This window comes from Maribellus sp. CM-23 (assembly GCF_021354595.1).
GTDB lineage: Bacteria > Bacteroidota > Bacteroidia > Bacteroidales > Prolixibacteraceae > Draconibacterium.
In genome coordinates this window covers 594,029-611,264 of record NZ_JADWYJ010000004.1, presented here as the reverse complement: position 1 = coordinate 611,264, position 17,236 = coordinate 594,029, and the positions used below count along the sequence as shown (strand labels likewise).

Here is a 17,236-nt window from a genome sequence, read left to right as displayed (position 1 = left end):
GTTTTTCCGAGTTTTAGAATATAAACAGTTTGCAAAAGTAGGATTCATACAGTTTTAGCGGCTGTCAAAACTCATAAATTCCGATTTTGGACAGCTGCTGTTTCGAGCCAATGAATAAAAAAATTGCCCGGGAAAACTCCCGGGCATTTTTAAAAAGTGAGTTAGAATTATTCAACAATTATTTTCCCCAATCCAAATTCAGCAATTTGCATGGTACTTCCGCTCCCTGTATTCCACGAGGTAAGCTCTACTTTCACATAGCGGTAATTGAAACCTGCCGGTGCTTCCGTTAGTGTTTCCGGCAAATCGATCAGCGGAATGTGGTAAACGTTTTCATCTTTTCCGTTTTGTGCGTTCGCGCCCGTATTGGGGATTTCAACATTCTCTTTTAATACTGTCCACGACGAGGCATCGTTACTACCGGAGATAGTAAACGTATAGGGGCGCAGGAATGCCAACGTATTGGTGGTGCGGTGCTGCCAGATTACATAATCGAAGTTTTGAGCCGATTGCAAATCAACTGTAAAATAAACTTCGGTGTAGGTAGTTCCATCATAGTCACCGTACTTTTTCCCCGGTTTAACCATCGACAGGAAAGTAGCCTGATTTAAGTCCAGTATGTCTTCCGGTTTTCCTGTAGTACCGTCTGTCACATAATCATTTCCGTCGTAATAGCTTACTGAAGTTGCCACTGTCCATCCGGTGCGTTCAATATCAATTTCACGTTTTACCAGGTTGAGTACGGTAATATTGCAATTGCGCGAAATATTACTGCCGTCAGCAGTTGTTACCGTTACCGTGGCATTCCCCACTCCCACCGGAGTAATAATACCTTCAGGACTTACTGTAACCACGTTGGTGTTTGACGACATATAAGTCACCGATTTGTCCCATGTATCGGCAGGCGTGATCGTAATGTGATCAGCCAGGTTAAAAGTGGCTCCGCCAATTTTCAACTCAACATTACTGGCTTCAGCAGAAACAGAAATACCGGTGGCTTTTACCATGTGGTCGGTAATGTTAACCCGGTACGAAGTCTGAACACCCGAACCGTCAGTGGCTTGTACCATAATGGTATCTGTTCCAATAGCTTTTGGCGTCAATAGTCCTTCGGCACTGATAGTCAGTATCTCCGTATTTTTATTGGAGTAAACAACTTTCTTATCAGAAGCATTCTGAGGCATAATAAAAGGGGTCAGTTGTAAGGTCTCGTTGTCTTTCAACGAAATCTGCATATTGTTGTCCACGTATTCAGCCTGTAGCAAGGTTACCGCGGCTACCTTTATTTCATCGTCTTCCGTACACGACGAGAAAGACAGTCCGAAAGCCAACAGCAGAATAGTTAGTTTTTGATAATGTATTGCTTTCATATTATTTCGTATATCCTAATGTTTTGGTTATTTATCTCTCAATATCTTCCCAACCGGGCGATTGTGTCAGGTTCTTGTTCAAGGTAAGCTGATCGAACGGAATCGGCCAGTAGTAACGTTTGTCACTCCAGGGCAATGTGCCATCGGTAATCCTTGAGTCGCGCGGATAAGCAATCAGGAATCCGTCTCCATCAACCCACACTTCTTTGCCAATGGTCGCTTTTTTGGCTGTCCAGGTGGCAGGTGTGGTAGCAGCCTCGTGCGACCCGTCGTACATCGCTTGTTTTTCAGAAGTAAACTTCATACCTCTGAGTGGAACCGTCAATAATTTTCCGGCTTTCCAACGCATTAAATCTTCGTAACGCTGTCCTTCAAGTACCATTTCCACTCTTCGCTCCCTGCGGATTTCGCGAATAAGCGGCGACACCGGGTAATCCAGTTTTTCGGCATAAATTCTATCCAGACGTGGGTCATCCGGCAAATTCGAAACATTGAGTTTTGAATTGGGGTATGTATTGAAATCAAAACCGGCTCTTTCTCTCAATTTATTGATGGTTCTGTCGGCATCTTCCTGGGTAAATGTACCCAGCTCGGCTTTTGCTTCGGCCAGCATCAGTAATACTTCGCCGTAGCGGAACATTACGGCAGTTTGTGTACCGTTGGTTACGGCATTGTATTCATCGAAATCGCACACCCAGTGTTTGCAGAACAAATAACCGGTTACGGTTGAGCCGTTTGCGCGGGCATAGTTGTAGGCAATTGCCGGATAGTTGACACCGTATTTTTCAACATTCATGTCGCCGGCACCTGCCGGAGAAATGGTTTGAAATTCACCCGGGCGCGCTACGGTTTGACGCAAACGCGGATCCCTGTTTTCCAGCTCGGCCCACAAGCCGTCATATCCCAGGAAGTGCGGGTTTTTCACATAATTACCTTCTGAGCCTCCGGTATAAATCGGACGTCCGTCAATACACAGGTATTCGTCAATTAAACCTCTTGTGGCACCTTTGCTGTAACGTCCTCCGGCACCACCGTTGTTTTGGTCGAAATAACGTTGCGTAGCGTGGCCCAGTTTGTCACCGTCGTAAACACGTGCCAAAATGGCTTCTCTGTTTCCATCGGCACCTGGGGTCTTTTGGAAACTGAACATTTTCCAATACGGATCGGTACCGGCGTTGTACAACTCGTAGTGCCCGCTGGCAATGATCTCCTCGCAGGCAGTAACACATTCCTGCAGAAATTTATTGGCACTCGATTCAAGGCCCAACTCCGTATGGTATTTACGGAACGTTCCTTCAAAAAGACAAATCCGGGCTTTCAGAAAGTTAGCCATGTCGCGGTTGATACGGCCGTCAGGATTTCCTCCCTCTTTGATATTGTCCACGGCATAGTTAATGCTCCAAAGCACGGAGTCCATCAATTCTGCACGGGGAGTACGCGGAGCGTACAATTCTTCCGAATCCACATTCAAATCGGTAACATACCACGGAACTTCGCCAAAAATTACCACTTTTTCATAATAATCCCAGGCCTTGAAAAAGTATGCTTCGGCAGCCCATTTGTTTAATTCGTCGGGGCTGGTTACCGAGCTTTCCGCCATCCGGTAGTTACGCAGAAAATAGTTGATCTTTCTCAGGCTCGACCAGCTCCATCCTTCGTTTGCACCGCTTTGCGGAACAATGTACGATTCATTTAAACGGCTGCTTGTATTCCCTGTTTTTACCATATTGTCCGAAAACAAATCTTTGTAAATAATCGGGCTTCCCTGTACATCGTAAAAAGGAGCTACGCGGCTGTACGCCCAGCCATTCTGATGGCCAACAATATAATCGTCGTACACCTGGTTTAAAAACAAGGGTAAATCGCCCTCATTTTTCAGGAAAGAACCTTCGGCCAGTTCCTGAATTGGATCTTGTTGCAGAAAATCGTCGTTACACGAGCTAAACAGAATTCCACCCGCCAGGCAAAGTGCAACTATATAATATTTTAGATTCTTCATCTTTTTTTGTTATTAATAATTCGAAAATTGAATCCGATATAATTTGTTATTCAATTTAACCCTGTTAGAAGCCCACCTGTACTCCAAATGATACCGTTCTTTTGGCCGGATAAGCATCGGAGATCTGATCGGGATCAAAAACACCCGGGATATCTGTAATCTCAAACAGGTTGTAACCGGCAACGTGGAAACGTAACCTGTCAACACCTACTTTCTTGGTTAATTCCTGTGGCAAAGTGTATCCCAGCATCACTTGTTTTAACCGCAAATAAGCGCCGTTAAGCAAGTAGGCAGTTTGTGTGCTCACTCCTGAGGTGTACATCGGGAATTTGGCATCGGTGCGTTCGGGTGTCCACGAACGGTCGTACATCCATTGCGAACCGGCGCCACCGCCCCAGTAAGCTGAACTTCCGGTCCAGATATCGCGTTTAGCTACACCCTGAAAGAATACGCTGAAATCAAGTCCCTTGTAGGCAACATTACCTGTTGCACTGTAGCGGTAACGTGGAGTACTGTTCCCAATGATGCTAAGGTCACCTGAATCTTCAACCGTTGAATTTCCTCCGCTGATCTTACCATCGCCGTTAATATCGCGGTACCAGGTGTACCCGGGATAAAGGTTTCCGGTGTGGTAAGGGCCGTTAAAAATATAGCCGGTTCCCGATTCTTTTTTTACCAGGTCTTCTTCCTGTAAAATACCACCTGTTGTATAGCCCCAGATCGCACCTGTGTAGGCTCCGTCGTACAGGTAGCTGATGTTCATACTCGGATTGGCTGCATAGTGTTCCACTTTCGTTCTGGAATCGTATACCGACAGTTCTACTCCGTAGCGCAGGCCGTTTTTCAGCTGTTCGTTCCATTTAAGAGCCAATTCCCATCCGTAGGCTTTAATGGCTCCCGAGTTTTCGAGTGGCGCACTGGCACCAAGTACCGAAGGATAAGCTACGTTACCATTGGTCAGGATATCTGTGGTTTTGCGCTCAAAAATATCCAGGTTCATATTCAGTTTGTTGTCAATAAATCCGGCATCGAGACCAAAGTTGGTTGTAGCAGCTTTTTCCCATGTTAAGGTTGGAGCTACCAGCCCCGGAGCATTAACCGTTGATACGTACACGCCATCGATGATCATGCCTGCACTGCCCGAGTCCATCGTTGCCTGGTAAGGATAGTAACTGCCCGGCTGGCTACCTAACTTACCCCACGAAGCTCTTACTTTCAGGTTGGTAAGCCAGTTCTTGGTACCGGCCATAAAAGCTTCCTCGGTAATACGCCATCCCAGAGAGAAAGAAGGGAAGAAGAAATAACGCTCGTTAGGCGTAAAACGCGAGCTACCATCGTAGCGGCCATTCATTTCCACCAGGTAGCGCTCTTTATAGTTATAACTAACACGGCCAAAAACCGCACGGCCTGTACGTTTCTGAGCCCCGGTTTCAAGCGTATGAAGTGTAATGTCTTCGGCTGCATCCGGATTTTGAATGTCGGGAGAGAACAAGCCTCTCATGTTACCGGTCAATGATCCGTAAGTAACACTTTCCTGGCTAAAACCAGCGATTACCGAAACATTGTGAACCCCTGCAAATGTCTTGTTAAAATCAGCGTAAGTATTTAACAGGTAAGTGTCAACTGAACTTCTCGTTAAACGGGCCCTGTTGTCCTGAGCCTCTGATTGTTCAGAAACCGGATTTGTCCAGCTGATGGTAATGTATTCGTGTTGCGGACTATGACGATTGTATACAGAAGTTTGTGGCAGGTACGATAAATCAGCTTTTAATTTCAAGGTTTTCGGGATCACAATGATCTCGGGCGAAATAGCTAGCGATGTTGACGTAGAAATAGAACTGGTTTTGGCACCGTAGGTCAACCAGGCCAGAATATTATCGGTATAAGCTCCGGGAATAGGATCGTTTGGCCCGGTCTTTATCGGCATGTTTATATTTTTGCCTGTTTCGTTGCGCATCGCCCCCCACAGGTTTCCTTTGCCACCAACCAGGTAAGGAGCATCGTAGCTGGTTTTATTGTAATTGAATTTTGCTTCAACATTAAACCACTTTTTAATTTTTGCATTCACACGTGCACTTGCATTGTAGCGCTTATATTCATCGGTATTAATGCTGTACATTCCTTCCTGGTTCTGGTATCCGAGTGACACGTAGTAAGAAATCCTGTCGGTACCATCGGTAAAACTCAGGTTGTGTTTTTTAGTGGGTGTCCAATTCCTGACAACGGTTTTGTAGGGATTCATATTCCCCACCCATATAATCGAATTCCCGTCCATGTAATAAGCATTTTCGGGGATTGGATTGTCAAGGTACTTTTGCATGGCTTCCAGTTTTTTCAAATCGGCATCGCCAACCGAACCGCCTGTCCATACCGTTTTGTCCATTCCTGCTTTTTGAATGGTGTACGAATCAAGAATGTCGGGCATCGCCGACGGAGTGTCCCAGGAAATATCGTAGCTGTAGTTGATTTTTCCGTCCTGGTTAAATTTACCGGTTTTGGTGGTAATCAGAATCACCCCAAACGTAGCTTTTGTACCATAAATGGCAGCAGCCGAAGCATCCTTAATAACACTCATGCTTTCAATATCGTTGGGATTCATCTGATTGAGCAGCGAAGCTGTCATCTCAATACCATCCACCAGAATAAGCGGAGAGCCTGAGGTTACCACATATTTTCCATCACTGTAAGTCATGGATGTTCCTCCCCTGATGTTAAACGAAGGAGTTGCATTGGGAGAACCATTGCTGATGTTCACATTCAGGTTAGGTACAACCCCTTGCAGCGCCTGGCCAATGTTGGCAACCGGTTTGTTCTCGAAAGTTTCGGCGGTAACACTGCTCACAGCACCGGTTACGTTTACTTTCTTCTGGGTACCAAAACCCACCACTACCACTTCTTCGATGTTTTGTACATCATCTTCAAGCGTAACTGTGATGGAAGTTCTTCCATTTACCTCTACAGTTTGTTTTAGGTAGCCAATCAACGAAAATTCAAGTGTTGCGTCAGAAGCAACCTGCTCCAGCGAAAACTTGCCATCGATATTGGTTACCGTTCCGATGGTTGTCCCCTGGATAATCACGTTAGCTCCGATAAGCGGTTCGTTGTTTTTGTCTTTCACCAAACCACTTACTCCCTGAGCCTGCGAAAACAGCGTCAGCGAAACCAATAAAAAGAATAGAATAGCAGACGTCTGTTTTGGAGTTAAGAACTTCTCCAAAAAGATCTCGTTAGGTTTTTTCATGTCATAACAATGTTTAGTAAATTAATAATGCATATGATTGCTGCAATATTAGTTCAGGGGCATTTTTTCGATTTACTCAAATTGTGATTTGTTTTACTCTCCTTACTCATGTACTCACACCTTGCCTCTCAAAGCACAGGTTTGCAACACATTGCGACATGGAGAGATATTTTAGAGGCTTTGGGGGTCGCGATTTTAATAACCGATGTTTAGAAATTTGTGATTGTTCAGAAAGACTTCTATAACGGAAGCCGGTGCATCTTTTAGCAACACCGTTTTGTTCGCATCCAGAAGATAAAGTGATGGGATGGCACGCAGATCGAAAAGCTCTTCTTTCAGTATCCGGGTATTTTTGTCGTAGCCGTTAATCCACGATGCACGTATATTTGCACAGTAATTTCTCCAGGTACTTACATCTTCATCGGGATAGATGGCAATAAGTGTTAGTTCTTTTTCAGACAAAGCACTATTTATAACCTGCGATTGTTTCAGAAATGCGAGGGTTTCTTCGCAGGCATGGCACCCCGGGTTATAAAAAAGTAAGAGCGTATATGGGGTTAGACTATCAGATATACGGCCGGTTTTACCGGAGGCGAGTGTGTAAACCACATCGGCAGCCAAGGTCCCCACCTTGTTTTTGAGCAAAGACTGTTTTTCGCGTTTCGCCCTTTCCTTCTCTGACCAGCTGGTTTTGGGCGAAGCAATGAGAGTATTCAGCACCGCCAAATAATAATCTTCGTTTCGAAAAGGAGAATCAGGGTGATACAGGTAGCTTTTCAAGCCTGCGGAAAAGTAGCTGAACATGGGCCGGCTGGCTTGTATTCTTTCAAGAAAGTGATGCCACGATGCATCGGAAATCTCACTGTTTGCCATAGACAATACCTGTAAATAGCTGGCAAGTGCCTTGCTCAACACCGCTGGGTGTGCAAGAAAAGCGGTGTCCTGAAAATTGAAATTATCCCAATAGTGCGCTGCGAGGTAGTTTATTTTATCATTTTGTGGAATAATCTCCGGAATGCTAATTTTGGGAAACTGTTTCTCCTGCTGAGCAGAAACAGTTTTTACACTGCCAAAAATTCCAATTAGAAAATAACAGGCCACAAGTAGCAAACGGATAGTACGATTTTTCATCTCAATATAATCGGCAATTTTCAAATACATTTACTTTTACGACCTCTCAACAAGCGCACTGAACACAGCACCCCTTACATACTGATTTCTTTTTCTGCTTTTAAAATTCACCTCTAAATTTCGATAAAATATAAAAACAGCCTCCAAAGGACGAGGTCTTAACTCATCACTTTTTCTGGCTGTTTTCTCAGCTTACTTTATCATTTATGGTTTAACGCACCATAATTTTCGTTTGCATTGATTGATTTTCTGACTCGTATTTTATGATGTAAACGCCGGAAGTTGCAATACTCAATTGTTCTTTGAATTGCCGGGCTGGTTTTTTCTGGATCTTTTGCCCGGTAAGGCTGTAAACCCCAATCGTAGTATTCTCAGGCAAGGAGCTGTTTTCGACATAAAAAGCCTGACCTACACGTACCGGATTTGGATACACCTTCAGGTTTGCCCCTGTTTTAATCTCCGAAGAAGAGGTCACGTCGCCAGCTTCGCGAACACAACGAATGGAACCATAATGACGTGAATTGCGGTTTTTTCGAACCATCGACAACGACGAAGCGCTAAATACCTGGTGGTACCACACCGACGAAGGATCAAAGAAACTGGCTTTATTTCCTTTCTCATCTCCCTGATCGTAAGCCGAAGTAGTAGTGTTGTAAACTCCTGCCGGCAATATATTAAACCCTACCTGCTTTTTCAACTCGTTGGTTCCTTTCGAGCCTAAGGCTCCTTTCCACCAAAGCCCGTCAGTTTCGGTATCCTGATCGCCACCGCAGACCATACACGAACCGACCTGGTCTTCAGATAAATTATATTCCTCTTTTACGGCCTCGTACAAATCCGACCAATCCTGGCTAGTGGCTGCTCGCCAGCCTTCGGGGCACCAGCTGTTTGCCAGTTCACTCATGGCATAAGTAACGTACATTCTCCCGAAAACTTCGCCGGCCGGATCTTTTTCGGCTTCAGGATAAACACTGAGTACGTATTTGGGCATGTTGGGGTCAGAAGGGTTATTGAAACGTTCGTCGGCATAATTCAGGTTTTCGGTAAACCAGTCGAGCGCTCCGTATTTTTTATAGGAATATGTTTTTCCGTCGCGTGTATCGGTAATCGTTCCGGTTGAAGTCGAATAATCGCAGTATTTTTTTCTGGCCTGCACCCAGTCTACTTCGCTTTGCGCCAAATCGTCATCAGGTGTTGCTTCGCCAATCAAAGGCAGTGGACACCACTCGGGCAAATCCTGCCCCGTTACTTTGATTATTTCACTTACCGGATGTGGCAATTCAACCATTTTACCGGCTTTTACGGCTTCCTCCGTTTTTGTATTCAGTATGCCTTTGTCGTAGTCGGAGGTCAGCCTGATTCCCCATTGGTTAAAGAATTCGCGAAGGTCGTAACCGCTTATTTTTGACGCTTTCCATATCAGGTAACGGCGTCTTTCGTTTTCCGAACCACCAACTGTTCCTTCCTCGCGCGTTACCCGGTGCAGTTTCTTGTAAAAATCGTCGCCAAAAATAAGGAACAGTTGTTCCCAGGGCATAAAACGCAGTTCGTCGCGGTTAAATCCGGTAATCGTTTCCAAACTACTATCGTCCATATCATATACCCTTTCTTCAAGCGGCAAACTCAGGTAAGTACTCTGCGCCTGTTGCCATCTTTCGGCCGTAGTTCTGTTGTACGAAAGGTTTCCTTTTTGGTGCTGAATGTACCGCTCTACAAAATAGGAGTAAATATTAACCGTTGATTCCGTAGATTTATTGATCTGATACGCCGGTTGCTGATGCTGATGTCCTACTTCATGTCCCATCATCCACGAACGATCCCATATTCCGGTGTAAGTAAGGTACCTGCCAACGCTCGATGCCGGATAGCCCGTGTAACCGGCAGAACTTGCGTGGGGACTTGAGCTTGCATTTTCGGTAAACAGGTAACGAACCTCGCCGGCTTTTAAACGGTGGTGTACCGGGTTTTCATCTTCGTTGTCCAGGCCACTTATTTCATCTTCTTTTTCGAGTAAAGTATGGATCGTTTCCATCCACTTTTTCTTGTCTTCTTTCATCGAAATCGCAATAGCGTTTGAACGGGTTGCTCCCACCAGGGCATAATCAGAATGGAAAACAACATCCGGAGTTTGGTATTTCCCAAGCATGGAGGCAAACTCATCCTCGCCGGTAACCCCGAATACATAGCGGGGAGCGCGCACTTGTTCGCTTTCGCCGGTAAAAGTAACCTTTACCTTACCAACGGGGTCAAATTCTTTTTTGCTTGTGGTATAGCTCAAATAGATCAAACCGCCCTGGTGCGCTGAACCTTCGATGGTGTTTAACCCGGGGGTTAAACGAACTTCGGTGCGGGTATTGTTTATCAGCCCAAGAGTACCGATGGTAACCACAGGATATCCGTCTGCTGACGGGATAAGCTCTTCTACATCCAGCACCAGCTTTTTGCCCGGATACAAATAAAAACCGGTGGGCTGTCCATCGTATTTCTTTTGCCCCTGGGCCAAACGTATGCGTTCTTTTTCGGCGCTGTTAATTTGTTTTAGTTCGATAGTTGTGGGATAAGGTGTTTTTATCTCAACATCGGGAAACCCTGCATATTTAATACAACGCACATTCCCGTATTTTTCGGTCTGGGTATGTCGCAGGTTTTCATGGCTGTCGTTGCCCGTTTCTGTAGTGCCGGTCCAGTAAAACTGCGCGCCTTGCATGTGCATTAGGGTAGAATATCCCAATCCTTTGTTGGTGCCAGTGTTGAAATCAGTACCGGCGGCATTAAGCCATCCTGACGGTAACAGGTTGAATTGAACTTGGTTTGCTGCTTCTGCTTTTGTGCCAAATTTCCAAAGCGCATTCTCACCTTCTGTTGTTCCTCCCCGCATATAATAAGCTGCTTTCCAGAACAGCCAGTAGTTGGTATTGTTGGCTTTCAGGTCGGGCAGTTCATATTCTTTGCTGATTGCATCTATCAAATCAGCCCAATCGCTTTTGGCCGGAATGGTCCAGCCTTCGGGGCAAATGTTTTCTTTTGTTTCTTCCGTAGAATAATACCTTCCGTATTTTTGTCCCTCGTCATTACTAACTGCCGAAGGGCCAGTCACTCCAACGCTGTTTTTGGTTTGCTCATCGCTGCCGTTGTAACCATCCCAGTTCAGGTTTTGCATAAACCAATGCACATCACCATACTTTTTGTAGGCGTAGGTTTTTCCGTTACGAGAATCGGTTACAACTCCGTCTTTTGTCGAAAAATCATTATCAGTTAATACCGTTGGAATTTGTGGCTTGGCAGGAAGCCATATCGTCAAAAGGAATAAAAGAAGGTAGTAAGCAATATTTTTCATAATCTATTGAGTTTAATTTTGATGCTGCAGCAAACAAAATAAGCGGCTAAACAGAAAATGAGATTACTCTTTTAAGTCATCATTTTATCCAAAACGACAGAAGTGCTATACTTATTGAACAATCGTAAATACTGTTTGGAAAATGTTGATGAATACACGAGGTATCCTTAGCAAAACAAAATTACGTTGAGCGTATTTCCTTCTCTTTTCTCCCTTTATTTTTAACTTGTTTCTTTATTGCATCTTTATTTCCATACCCAATTCACATAAAAACCACTTCTCCAAAAATTACCGAGCGCCCAAGATCGATATTGAAGAATCAGATATCCTCTTCAGTATAGTGAAGATTTAGTTTTCTCTTTCTTCTCCAATTTAACTCACTAGCCAATTCTGATACATTTTAGCTTTCTTTTTTGTATTTCAGCGCTCATAAACTTCAGTACAGCATCATAATCTTCAAGCAAAAAGTTCGATACTTTCCAAATCCAATTAGCGTTTCCAACAATGCAACCTGAACGGGATAAATCTGTTATCGCAATGAAACTCCTTGCAGCAAGCTGACGAGGTATCACGTCGGAAAATCATTATTTTATTCGCCCAAAGTGCGGAGAATAGAACCCATTAGATCCCGATGCACCGCCATCGGGATCAGTTCGACTTCATAATTTCAGTTCACTTTCGCTCCTGAAATCAGAGTCTCACTGATTTAACATCATTTTTACCATTTTGTCCCTTCATTTTAGAAAAACTCTTGGTAAAGTTTGCTGTTAAAAAAATAATTTAGCGAACTTCCGGCTTGCTAAACGAAATTCTGGTAGAATGAAGCGAAATGTAAATATTATCCTTACTGTATGGGGAGTTTTTTCCCTGCTGGCAATTCTGTTTACCTTTTCGCGGGGGGTGTCGCTTGAAAAAAAGCACACTATCATTATCGACCTGGCCGGACGCACAAAAACAGAATTTTTTCTTTCGCAAAAATTCCATGAGAGCTTCCTGCTAACAGGTGATACGCTCTCGGTTCCGTTGCTTATTGAACACCTAAAAATAATGGAGCAGAATTTCGACTCCATCATCCAATACATTGGCAAAGAAGCTTCGGAAGTAGATCCGGAATCTCCCGAAGGTTTTATCAGCCAGGTCCCTTCGATGCAGGATAACCTGCACGAGATAGAATCGTTTTTTAATAAGCGGGAAAATATTCAAAACATAGAAAGCCAGCACGAACTGAACAAAATGTTTGCGGCTTACAACCTGCGCTTTAAAGAGTTTGAAACGGGTCTCCAGAAATACCTTTCCAGCGAAAACAGTGATTTCAAATTCATATCCTTCCTGTTTAAACTGGGTGCCTTTGCAGCTTTGCTGGTGAGTCTTTTCTTTATCTCGAAGCTTCTGAACCGCCTGAAAATAACCGAAATAAAACTGGTGGAAAAAACAGTGGAGACCGAACAAAAAGAACGTAACCGGATTGCCGCCGATTTACACGACGACCTGGGAGCGATTCTCTCCTCGATTAATCTCTACCTGAAAATTCTGGAAGCGGAGGTAAAAGAAGGGAAAGATGTGTCGTCGCAGATAAAAAACCTTCGTCAATTGTCTGATATTTCGTTGCAACGGGTAAAGATGGCCATTAACAACCTGGAGCCTCTTTTCCTCAAAAAATACGGTTTGGTTGAATCGGTTCAGCGTATTTGCGAAAGCATGAATGACCTGGGAAAAAGCCAGTTTGAATTTGATGCCCAACACTTTAATCTGGAATTGTCGCCCAACACCGAGTTGATCATGTTTCGTGTGTTTAGCGAACTAACCAACAACGCGCTGAAACATTCGCAGGCTTCGGTGGTTAGAATGACTTTAATGAGTTCAAAAAATACGGTAATTTTAAATTACACCGACGACGGTGTTGGCTTCGACATGACAACGGGGCAAAACAACGAGAAAAACAAAATAGGGCTGAAGAGCATTGAAAACAGGATAGAATCGCTGGGAGGAAGCTGCCAGTTAAAAACAGCCCCCGGCAAAGGCGTAAGCATGCAACTGCGATTTAGGGTAACCAGGCAGTTTACCAAAAAACCAAGTAAAACAGTAAACGAAAATGAGTAAGATTTCCCTGATAATTGTTGACGACCATAAAATATTCCGTGACGGGCTAAAACTTTTGCTTTCCCGCTTTCCCAATGTGGAACTTATCGGAGAGGCTTCTGACGGTGCCGAGTTTCTTGACTTGCTGGAGAACAAAAAGCCCGACATTGTTTTCATGGACATCAACATGCCCAAGATCAATGGATTGGAAGCTACCAAGCTGGCACTAAAACGTTATCCTGATCTAAAAATAATTATACTCACTACTTTCCTGGAAGAAGAATACATTGAGCAAATGATAACTGCCGGCGTAGAAGGTTATATGCTCAAAAACTCGGAGCTGGATGAATTTGACAAGGCAATTAACCGGGTTTTTTACGGTGGAAACTATTTTTCGGAAGAAATTGTAGGAATGATCTTATCGAACATTAAGCGGCTTCGCACGCAAAAAAAGATTTCCAACAAACACAACTTCACCCCGCGCGAAACCGAAATACTGCGGCTTATTTGCAAAGGACTAAGCAACGAACAAATTGCTGAATCGACCTTTGTTAGCGTGAAAACCATCGAGAAACACAAAAGCATTCTCTTCCAGAAAACCAACACCCAAAACACGGTCAATCTTGTGATCTATGCTTTTAAAAACGAGTTGATTGATTTCTAAAGCTATATCATTTACCAGACGGTACTGCTCAATCAAATTTCTGGTCTAACCGACTTGCGGGAGCAGGTTCTTCAGAAAAATAAGATGCATTTACCTTTGTAAAACTTTGGCTTATCAGCCGGATTTTACTCTTTGTTTTGGCACAAAGAGTAAACAGAAAAGCCCTGGCTGCGTCCGCTTCGCTTGAAAAAACTACGTGTTGCCAACTAAGAGTTCGGAACTCGTCGTACCTTCTCAAACAACCGAACTCTTTTAACGCCGACTTCACTTGTTTTTCGGCTCACCGCCCGAGGCCAACGTATGCGATCACATACTCGAAGCAGATGGACTGTTTCTTTCGCCCCAGAAATCTCACCCCATGGATCCAAAGAGCGGAAAACTCTCCCGCATCCAAGCTAAGTTGATGGATTTCGGGAAATAAAAACGCATCCGAAAAAGCCCCTGCTGAAAAAGGAAGCTTTCGGATGCGCAAAATTCAAATCCCGCTATTCTTAGGCTTTCCTATCAGATGGATGTACTGATCAGGAAGGTAACGGCAAATGCAACAATTGCATACAATTCCGGGAATACGGCCAAAATCATGGTTTTACCAAAAACATTGTAACCGGCGCCAATCCCGTCAATTCCATTGGCGGTGATTTTTCCCTGCTGAATGGCCGAAAACAAGGCCACAAAACCAAGTGCCAGACCGGCTCCCAGGAACGCTGCTCCGTGCAACATGGTAACTTCTGTTAATGTTGAAAGTTTTAAATTGAGTACGAAAAATCCGGCAAAGCCGTAAAGTCCCTGCGTACCCGGAAGGGCGCTCAGTAACATGTAGCTACCAAACGCTTCTTCGCGTTTTTTCAATGCGCCAATGGTGGCATTACCGCCTTTCGACACGCCAATGGCACTTCCGATTCCTGAAAGCAAAACCATTAACGCCAGGCCAACATAAACTAAAATATAAGCTAAATCCATAATAATTGATATTTGTTTTAATTGTTATTTACTCGTTTCGAAAATGGCTGATAGGGTTTCCCGGTCCCCTGAAATCCGGCATTTTTGTAGAACTCCACAAACGTTAGTCGCATAGGGTGTACAAAGGCTCCCAACGATGAAATGGCAAGATTGGCGGTATGCCCGATCACAATGATCAGCACAAAAATTACCGGCCCGATGTACGGAGCGCTGCCAAACGAAATGGCCATCTGGTTAATAACCAGCCCCAGAATGGAGCTTGCAATTCCCAGCGCAAACAAACGGATGTACGACAGCAAGTCGCCAAAAATACTGGTAACGGTATTGTAGATTTCCCAAATTCCGCCCATGGCGCGCATAAAAACAGGCCCGGTTCCTGAAAAGAAAACAATCATCACTAGCGAAAGTCCGTACAAAACCGACGGAGCGATTTCCATCAGCGTACTTTTTTCTGCGTCTTTCCACACAAACTCGAACAAACCGGCTGTGGCAAAAAGCAGCAGCCAGCCGATGGTTCCGATGGCCAGTTGCGGATGTTCCTGCCGAAGCTGGTTGACGATGCGCAAAACAATGCCAAAAATTATCTGAACCGCCCCAATTACCAGCGACAATGAAAATACTTGAGAACTATCCAAAAACAGTGATTTCACCTGTTCCAACTGCGGTACTTTTGCCAGTTCTATTCCGAAGAAAGTACCGAAAATAAGTCCCATAACCAGCGTTGAAGCCCCAAACAACTGCCCCAGCGGCAAAAACGGTTTTACCGAATCGGATGCAAATTTCCCGTAAATGGTGGAGCCCAGCAGCAACACCAGTCCGTAACCCGCATCACCCAGGCAAAAGCCGAAGAACAGCATAAAAAACGGTGCAAAATAAATGGTGAGGTCCAGTTCCTGGTAAGCCGGCAAAGCAAACAATTTGGAAATGGGCTCAAACAGTTTTCCAAAGCGGCTATTTTTCAACTCTATCGGAGGTTGCTCTTCAGCCGATTTTTTTGAAACCAGGTAAAGAATACCGTGTTCTTCCAAATACTTATTCAGTTGTTCTGAGCGGTCTTTGGGCACCCAGCCTTCCAGTATCCGAACAATCCCCTCGCCCACCGACAAAGTTTTGTTGTTCCAAACATCCAGCCATGTGTGCCGATTCACAAATCCGCTTAGCTGTTCCTGAAGCTTATCCGTGTTTTCGTGGGCCAAAATGCTCAATGCAGTTTCCTGCTTTTGCACTTCGGCCTCGTATTTTGCCACATCATTCTCCAGAACGGAAAGATCTCTTTCGGGCAATTTCTCTGCGGTAGCCCCTTCAAAAGTAACTTCGTCGTGGTTAATGCAGGCAAACTTCACCTGGTGACCGGTGTCAGCAACCAGGCTTACCGCATATTTCTCCAGCCACTCCTTTTTGAATTTCTTTTTAGGAATGGAATAAAAGTGAATGCTGATTCCTTCCTGTTCCAGCTTTTGCAACAAGTCGGAAGAATAAATGCCCCACTCGCCTGCTTGTGCCAGTGTAGCTTTTGCTTGTTCCAAAGCCACTTTTGCGGCATCGCGTTTTTTTAGCCTTTCATCCGTTCGCGTCACTGCTTCTTCCGAGCTAAGGTTTGAGGTAGCCGAAGCTGTCATCTCCTCATCTCTAAAACGATCAAGAATTTTCAACGTTTTTTCAAGCCGGTGAATTTCCTTGTCCACTTCCTCCTGTTCACGCGTACCGGTTTCCCCGGCCTCCTTCTCAATTACGTGAACAATACCCCATTCCTGCAGATTATCAAGAAAAGCTGCATACTCCTTTCCTTGCACCGCGAATGTATATTTTAACATCGGAACAATCATGATACCGCCTTTCTTTGAATTTTAGATTTCAGTAACTTCTGTCCGGCCTTCGACAGGTTATCCTCGTCTTCGAGGTAACGTTTTATTTGCCTGATGGCCGATTCCAGTGAAGGAATCTGTACTTTTTCGTACAGGTTTACTTTTTGTGTAGCTTTTTTTCGCGCATATTCCAGCAAATCCAGCCGCTTTTTCAGCAGCTTGTATTTAATGTTGGCTTCCAGCAAACGTTTCATGGCTTCCACCCCGTCGGCAAACCAATCGGGATAAGCAGTTGTAGCAAAATCCACTACTTCCACCTCCATTTTTTCAAATACTGGGATCTGAATGCCCGCCACCTTGCTCACCGTCGTTTTCACTTCCTTTATCTCCAGAAGCCGCGGATCAAACTCGTTCCACATCTCTTTCCAGGGAGCAATTTGCTGTGTAACGGCCCGGTATTCGGCTTCGGCTTTCTGAAGCTGGTCGCGGGTTTCGAAAACCATCGCACGCAAGGCAGCTTCCTTGTTTTTAAGAGTCGGAAGTGCATTCTTGCGTACTTTCATTTTATTCTGAAAATCGCGTAAAGCTGTTTTATTGTATTTTATGTCAATATTCATTCCCCGCCGATTTTATCACTTCTCATTTGTTTG

General features: G+C 44.5%; 10 protein-coding genes. 2 read left to right on the top strand and 8 right to left on the bottom strand.

What is annotated here, in order from left to right:
• Window positions 1–167: 167 nt before the first annotated feature.
• The 5 genes from INQ51_RS16260 to INQ51_RS16240 form a co-directional block, all read right to left on the bottom strand.
• The gene (locus tag INQ51_RS16260; RefSeq protein WP_233379006.1) at window positions 168–1,370 is read right to left on the bottom strand and encodes an Ig-like domain-containing protein; all 1,203 of its coding nucleotides are present in this window, start codon (window positions 1,368–1,370) and stop codon (window positions 168–170) included.
• 31 nt (window positions 1,371–1,401) lie between these two features.
• Window positions 1,402–3,369 (bottom strand): RagB/SusD family nutrient uptake outer membrane protein, encoded by a 1,968-nt coding sequence (locus INQ51_RS16255; RefSeq protein WP_233379005.1) that lies wholly within the window; start codon window positions 3,367–3,369, stop codon window positions 1,402–1,404.
• Window positions 3,370–3,433: 64 nt separating this feature from the next.
• On the bottom strand, window positions 3,434–6,610 hold the full coding sequence (locus INQ51_RS16250; protein WP_233379004.1) for a SusC/RagA family TonB-linked outer membrane protein: 3,177 nt from the start codon (window positions 6,608–6,610) through the stop codon (window positions 3,434–3,436).
• A 195-nt stretch (window positions 6,611–6,805) separates the two neighbouring features.
• The gene (locus tag INQ51_RS16245; RefSeq protein ID WP_233379003.1) at window positions 6,806–7,741 is read right to left on the bottom strand and encodes a DUF5106 domain-containing protein; all 936 of its coding nucleotides are present in this window, start codon (window positions 7,739–7,741) and stop codon (window positions 6,806–6,808) included.
• Window positions 7,742–7,952: 211 nt separating this feature from the next.
• Window positions 7,953–11,078 carry an FISUMP domain-containing protein gene (locus INQ51_RS16240; RefSeq protein WP_233379002.1) on the bottom strand — a complete coding sequence of 1,042 codons (3,126 nt, stop codon included), beginning with the start codon at window positions 11,076–11,078 and terminating at the stop codon, window positions 7,953–7,955.
• An 819-nt stretch (window positions 11,079–11,897) separates the two neighbouring features.
• Between INQ51_RS16240 and INQ51_RS16235 the strand changes: the two genes are divergently transcribed.
• Both INQ51_RS16235 and INQ51_RS16230 read left to right on the top strand, forming a co-directional pair.
• A complete protein-coding gene (locus tag INQ51_RS16235) occupies window positions 11,898–13,178 on the top strand; it encodes a sensor histidine kinase (protein WP_233379001.1) in 1,281 nt (426 codons plus the stop codon).
• Window positions 13,171–13,821 carry a response regulator transcription factor gene (locus INQ51_RS16230; RefSeq protein WP_233379000.1) on the top strand — a complete coding sequence of 217 codons (651 nt, stop codon included), beginning with the start codon at window positions 13,171–13,173 and terminating at the stop codon, window positions 13,819–13,821. Before INQ51_RS16235 ends, INQ51_RS16230 begins: the two co-directional genes overlap by 8 nt.
• 504 nt (window positions 13,822–14,325) lie before the next feature.
• Here the strand turns inward: INQ51_RS16230 and INQ51_RS16225 are convergent.
• From INQ51_RS16225 to INQ51_RS16215, 3 genes are read right to left on the bottom strand one after another with little or no spacing between them, the layout of a single operon-like run.
• Window positions 14,326–14,781, bottom strand: a complete 456-nt coding sequence (locus INQ51_RS16225) for a V-type ATP synthase subunit K (protein WP_119439601.1) — start codon at window positions 14,779–14,781, stop codon at window positions 14,326–14,328.
• A 17-nt stretch (window positions 14,782–14,798) separates the two neighbouring features.
• Complete coding sequence (locus INQ51_RS16220) at window positions 14,799–16,607, bottom strand: V-type ATP synthase subunit I (protein WP_233378999.1); 1,809 nt, start codon at window positions 16,605–16,607, stop codon at window positions 14,799–14,801.
• Complete coding sequence (locus INQ51_RS16215; protein WP_233378998.1) at window positions 16,604–17,203, bottom strand: V-type ATP synthase subunit D; 600 nt, start codon at window positions 17,201–17,203, stop codon at window positions 16,604–16,606. The genes INQ51_RS16220 and INQ51_RS16215 overlap by 4 nt, the downstream gene beginning before the upstream one ends.
• Between the last annotated feature and the right edge of the window lie 33 nt (window positions 17,204–17,236).

Coding starts and splice junctions, on each gene's coding strand:
- INQ51_RS16260 (WP_233379006.1), bottom strand. CDS start 1,370: ATGAAAGCAATACATTATCAAAAACTAACTATTCTGCTGTTGGCTTTC.
- INQ51_RS16255 (WP_233379005.1), bottom strand. CDS start 3,369: ATGAAGAATCTAAAATATTATATAGTTGCACTTTGCCTGGCGGGTGGA.
- INQ51_RS16250 (WP_233379004.1), bottom strand. CDS start 6,610: ATGAAAAAACCTAACGAGATCTTTTTGGAGAAGTTCTTAACTCCAAAA.
- INQ51_RS16245 (WP_233379003.1), bottom strand. CDS start 7,741: ATGAAAAATCGTACTATCCGTTTGCTACTTGTGGCCTGTTATTTTCTA.
- INQ51_RS16240 (WP_233379002.1), bottom strand. CDS start 11,078: ATGAAAAATATTGCTTACTACCTTCTTTTATTCCTTTTGACGATATGG.
- INQ51_RS16235 (WP_233379001.1), top strand. CDS start 11,898: ATGAAGCGAAATGTAAATATTATCCTTACTGTATGGGGAGTTTTTTCC.
- INQ51_RS16230 (WP_233379000.1), top strand. CDS start 13,171: ATGAGTAAGATTTCCCTGATAATTGTTGACGACCATAAAATATTCCGT.
- INQ51_RS16225 (WP_119439601.1), bottom strand. CDS start 14,781: ATGGATTTAGCTTATATTTTAGTTTATGTTGGCCTGGCGTTAATGGTT.
- INQ51_RS16220 (WP_233378999.1), bottom strand. CDS start 16,607: ATGATTGTTCCGATGTTAAAATATACATTCGCGGTGCAAGGAAAGGAG.
- INQ51_RS16215 (WP_233378998.1), bottom strand. CDS start 17,203: ATGAATATTGACATAAAATACAATAAAACAGCTTTACGCGATTTTCAG.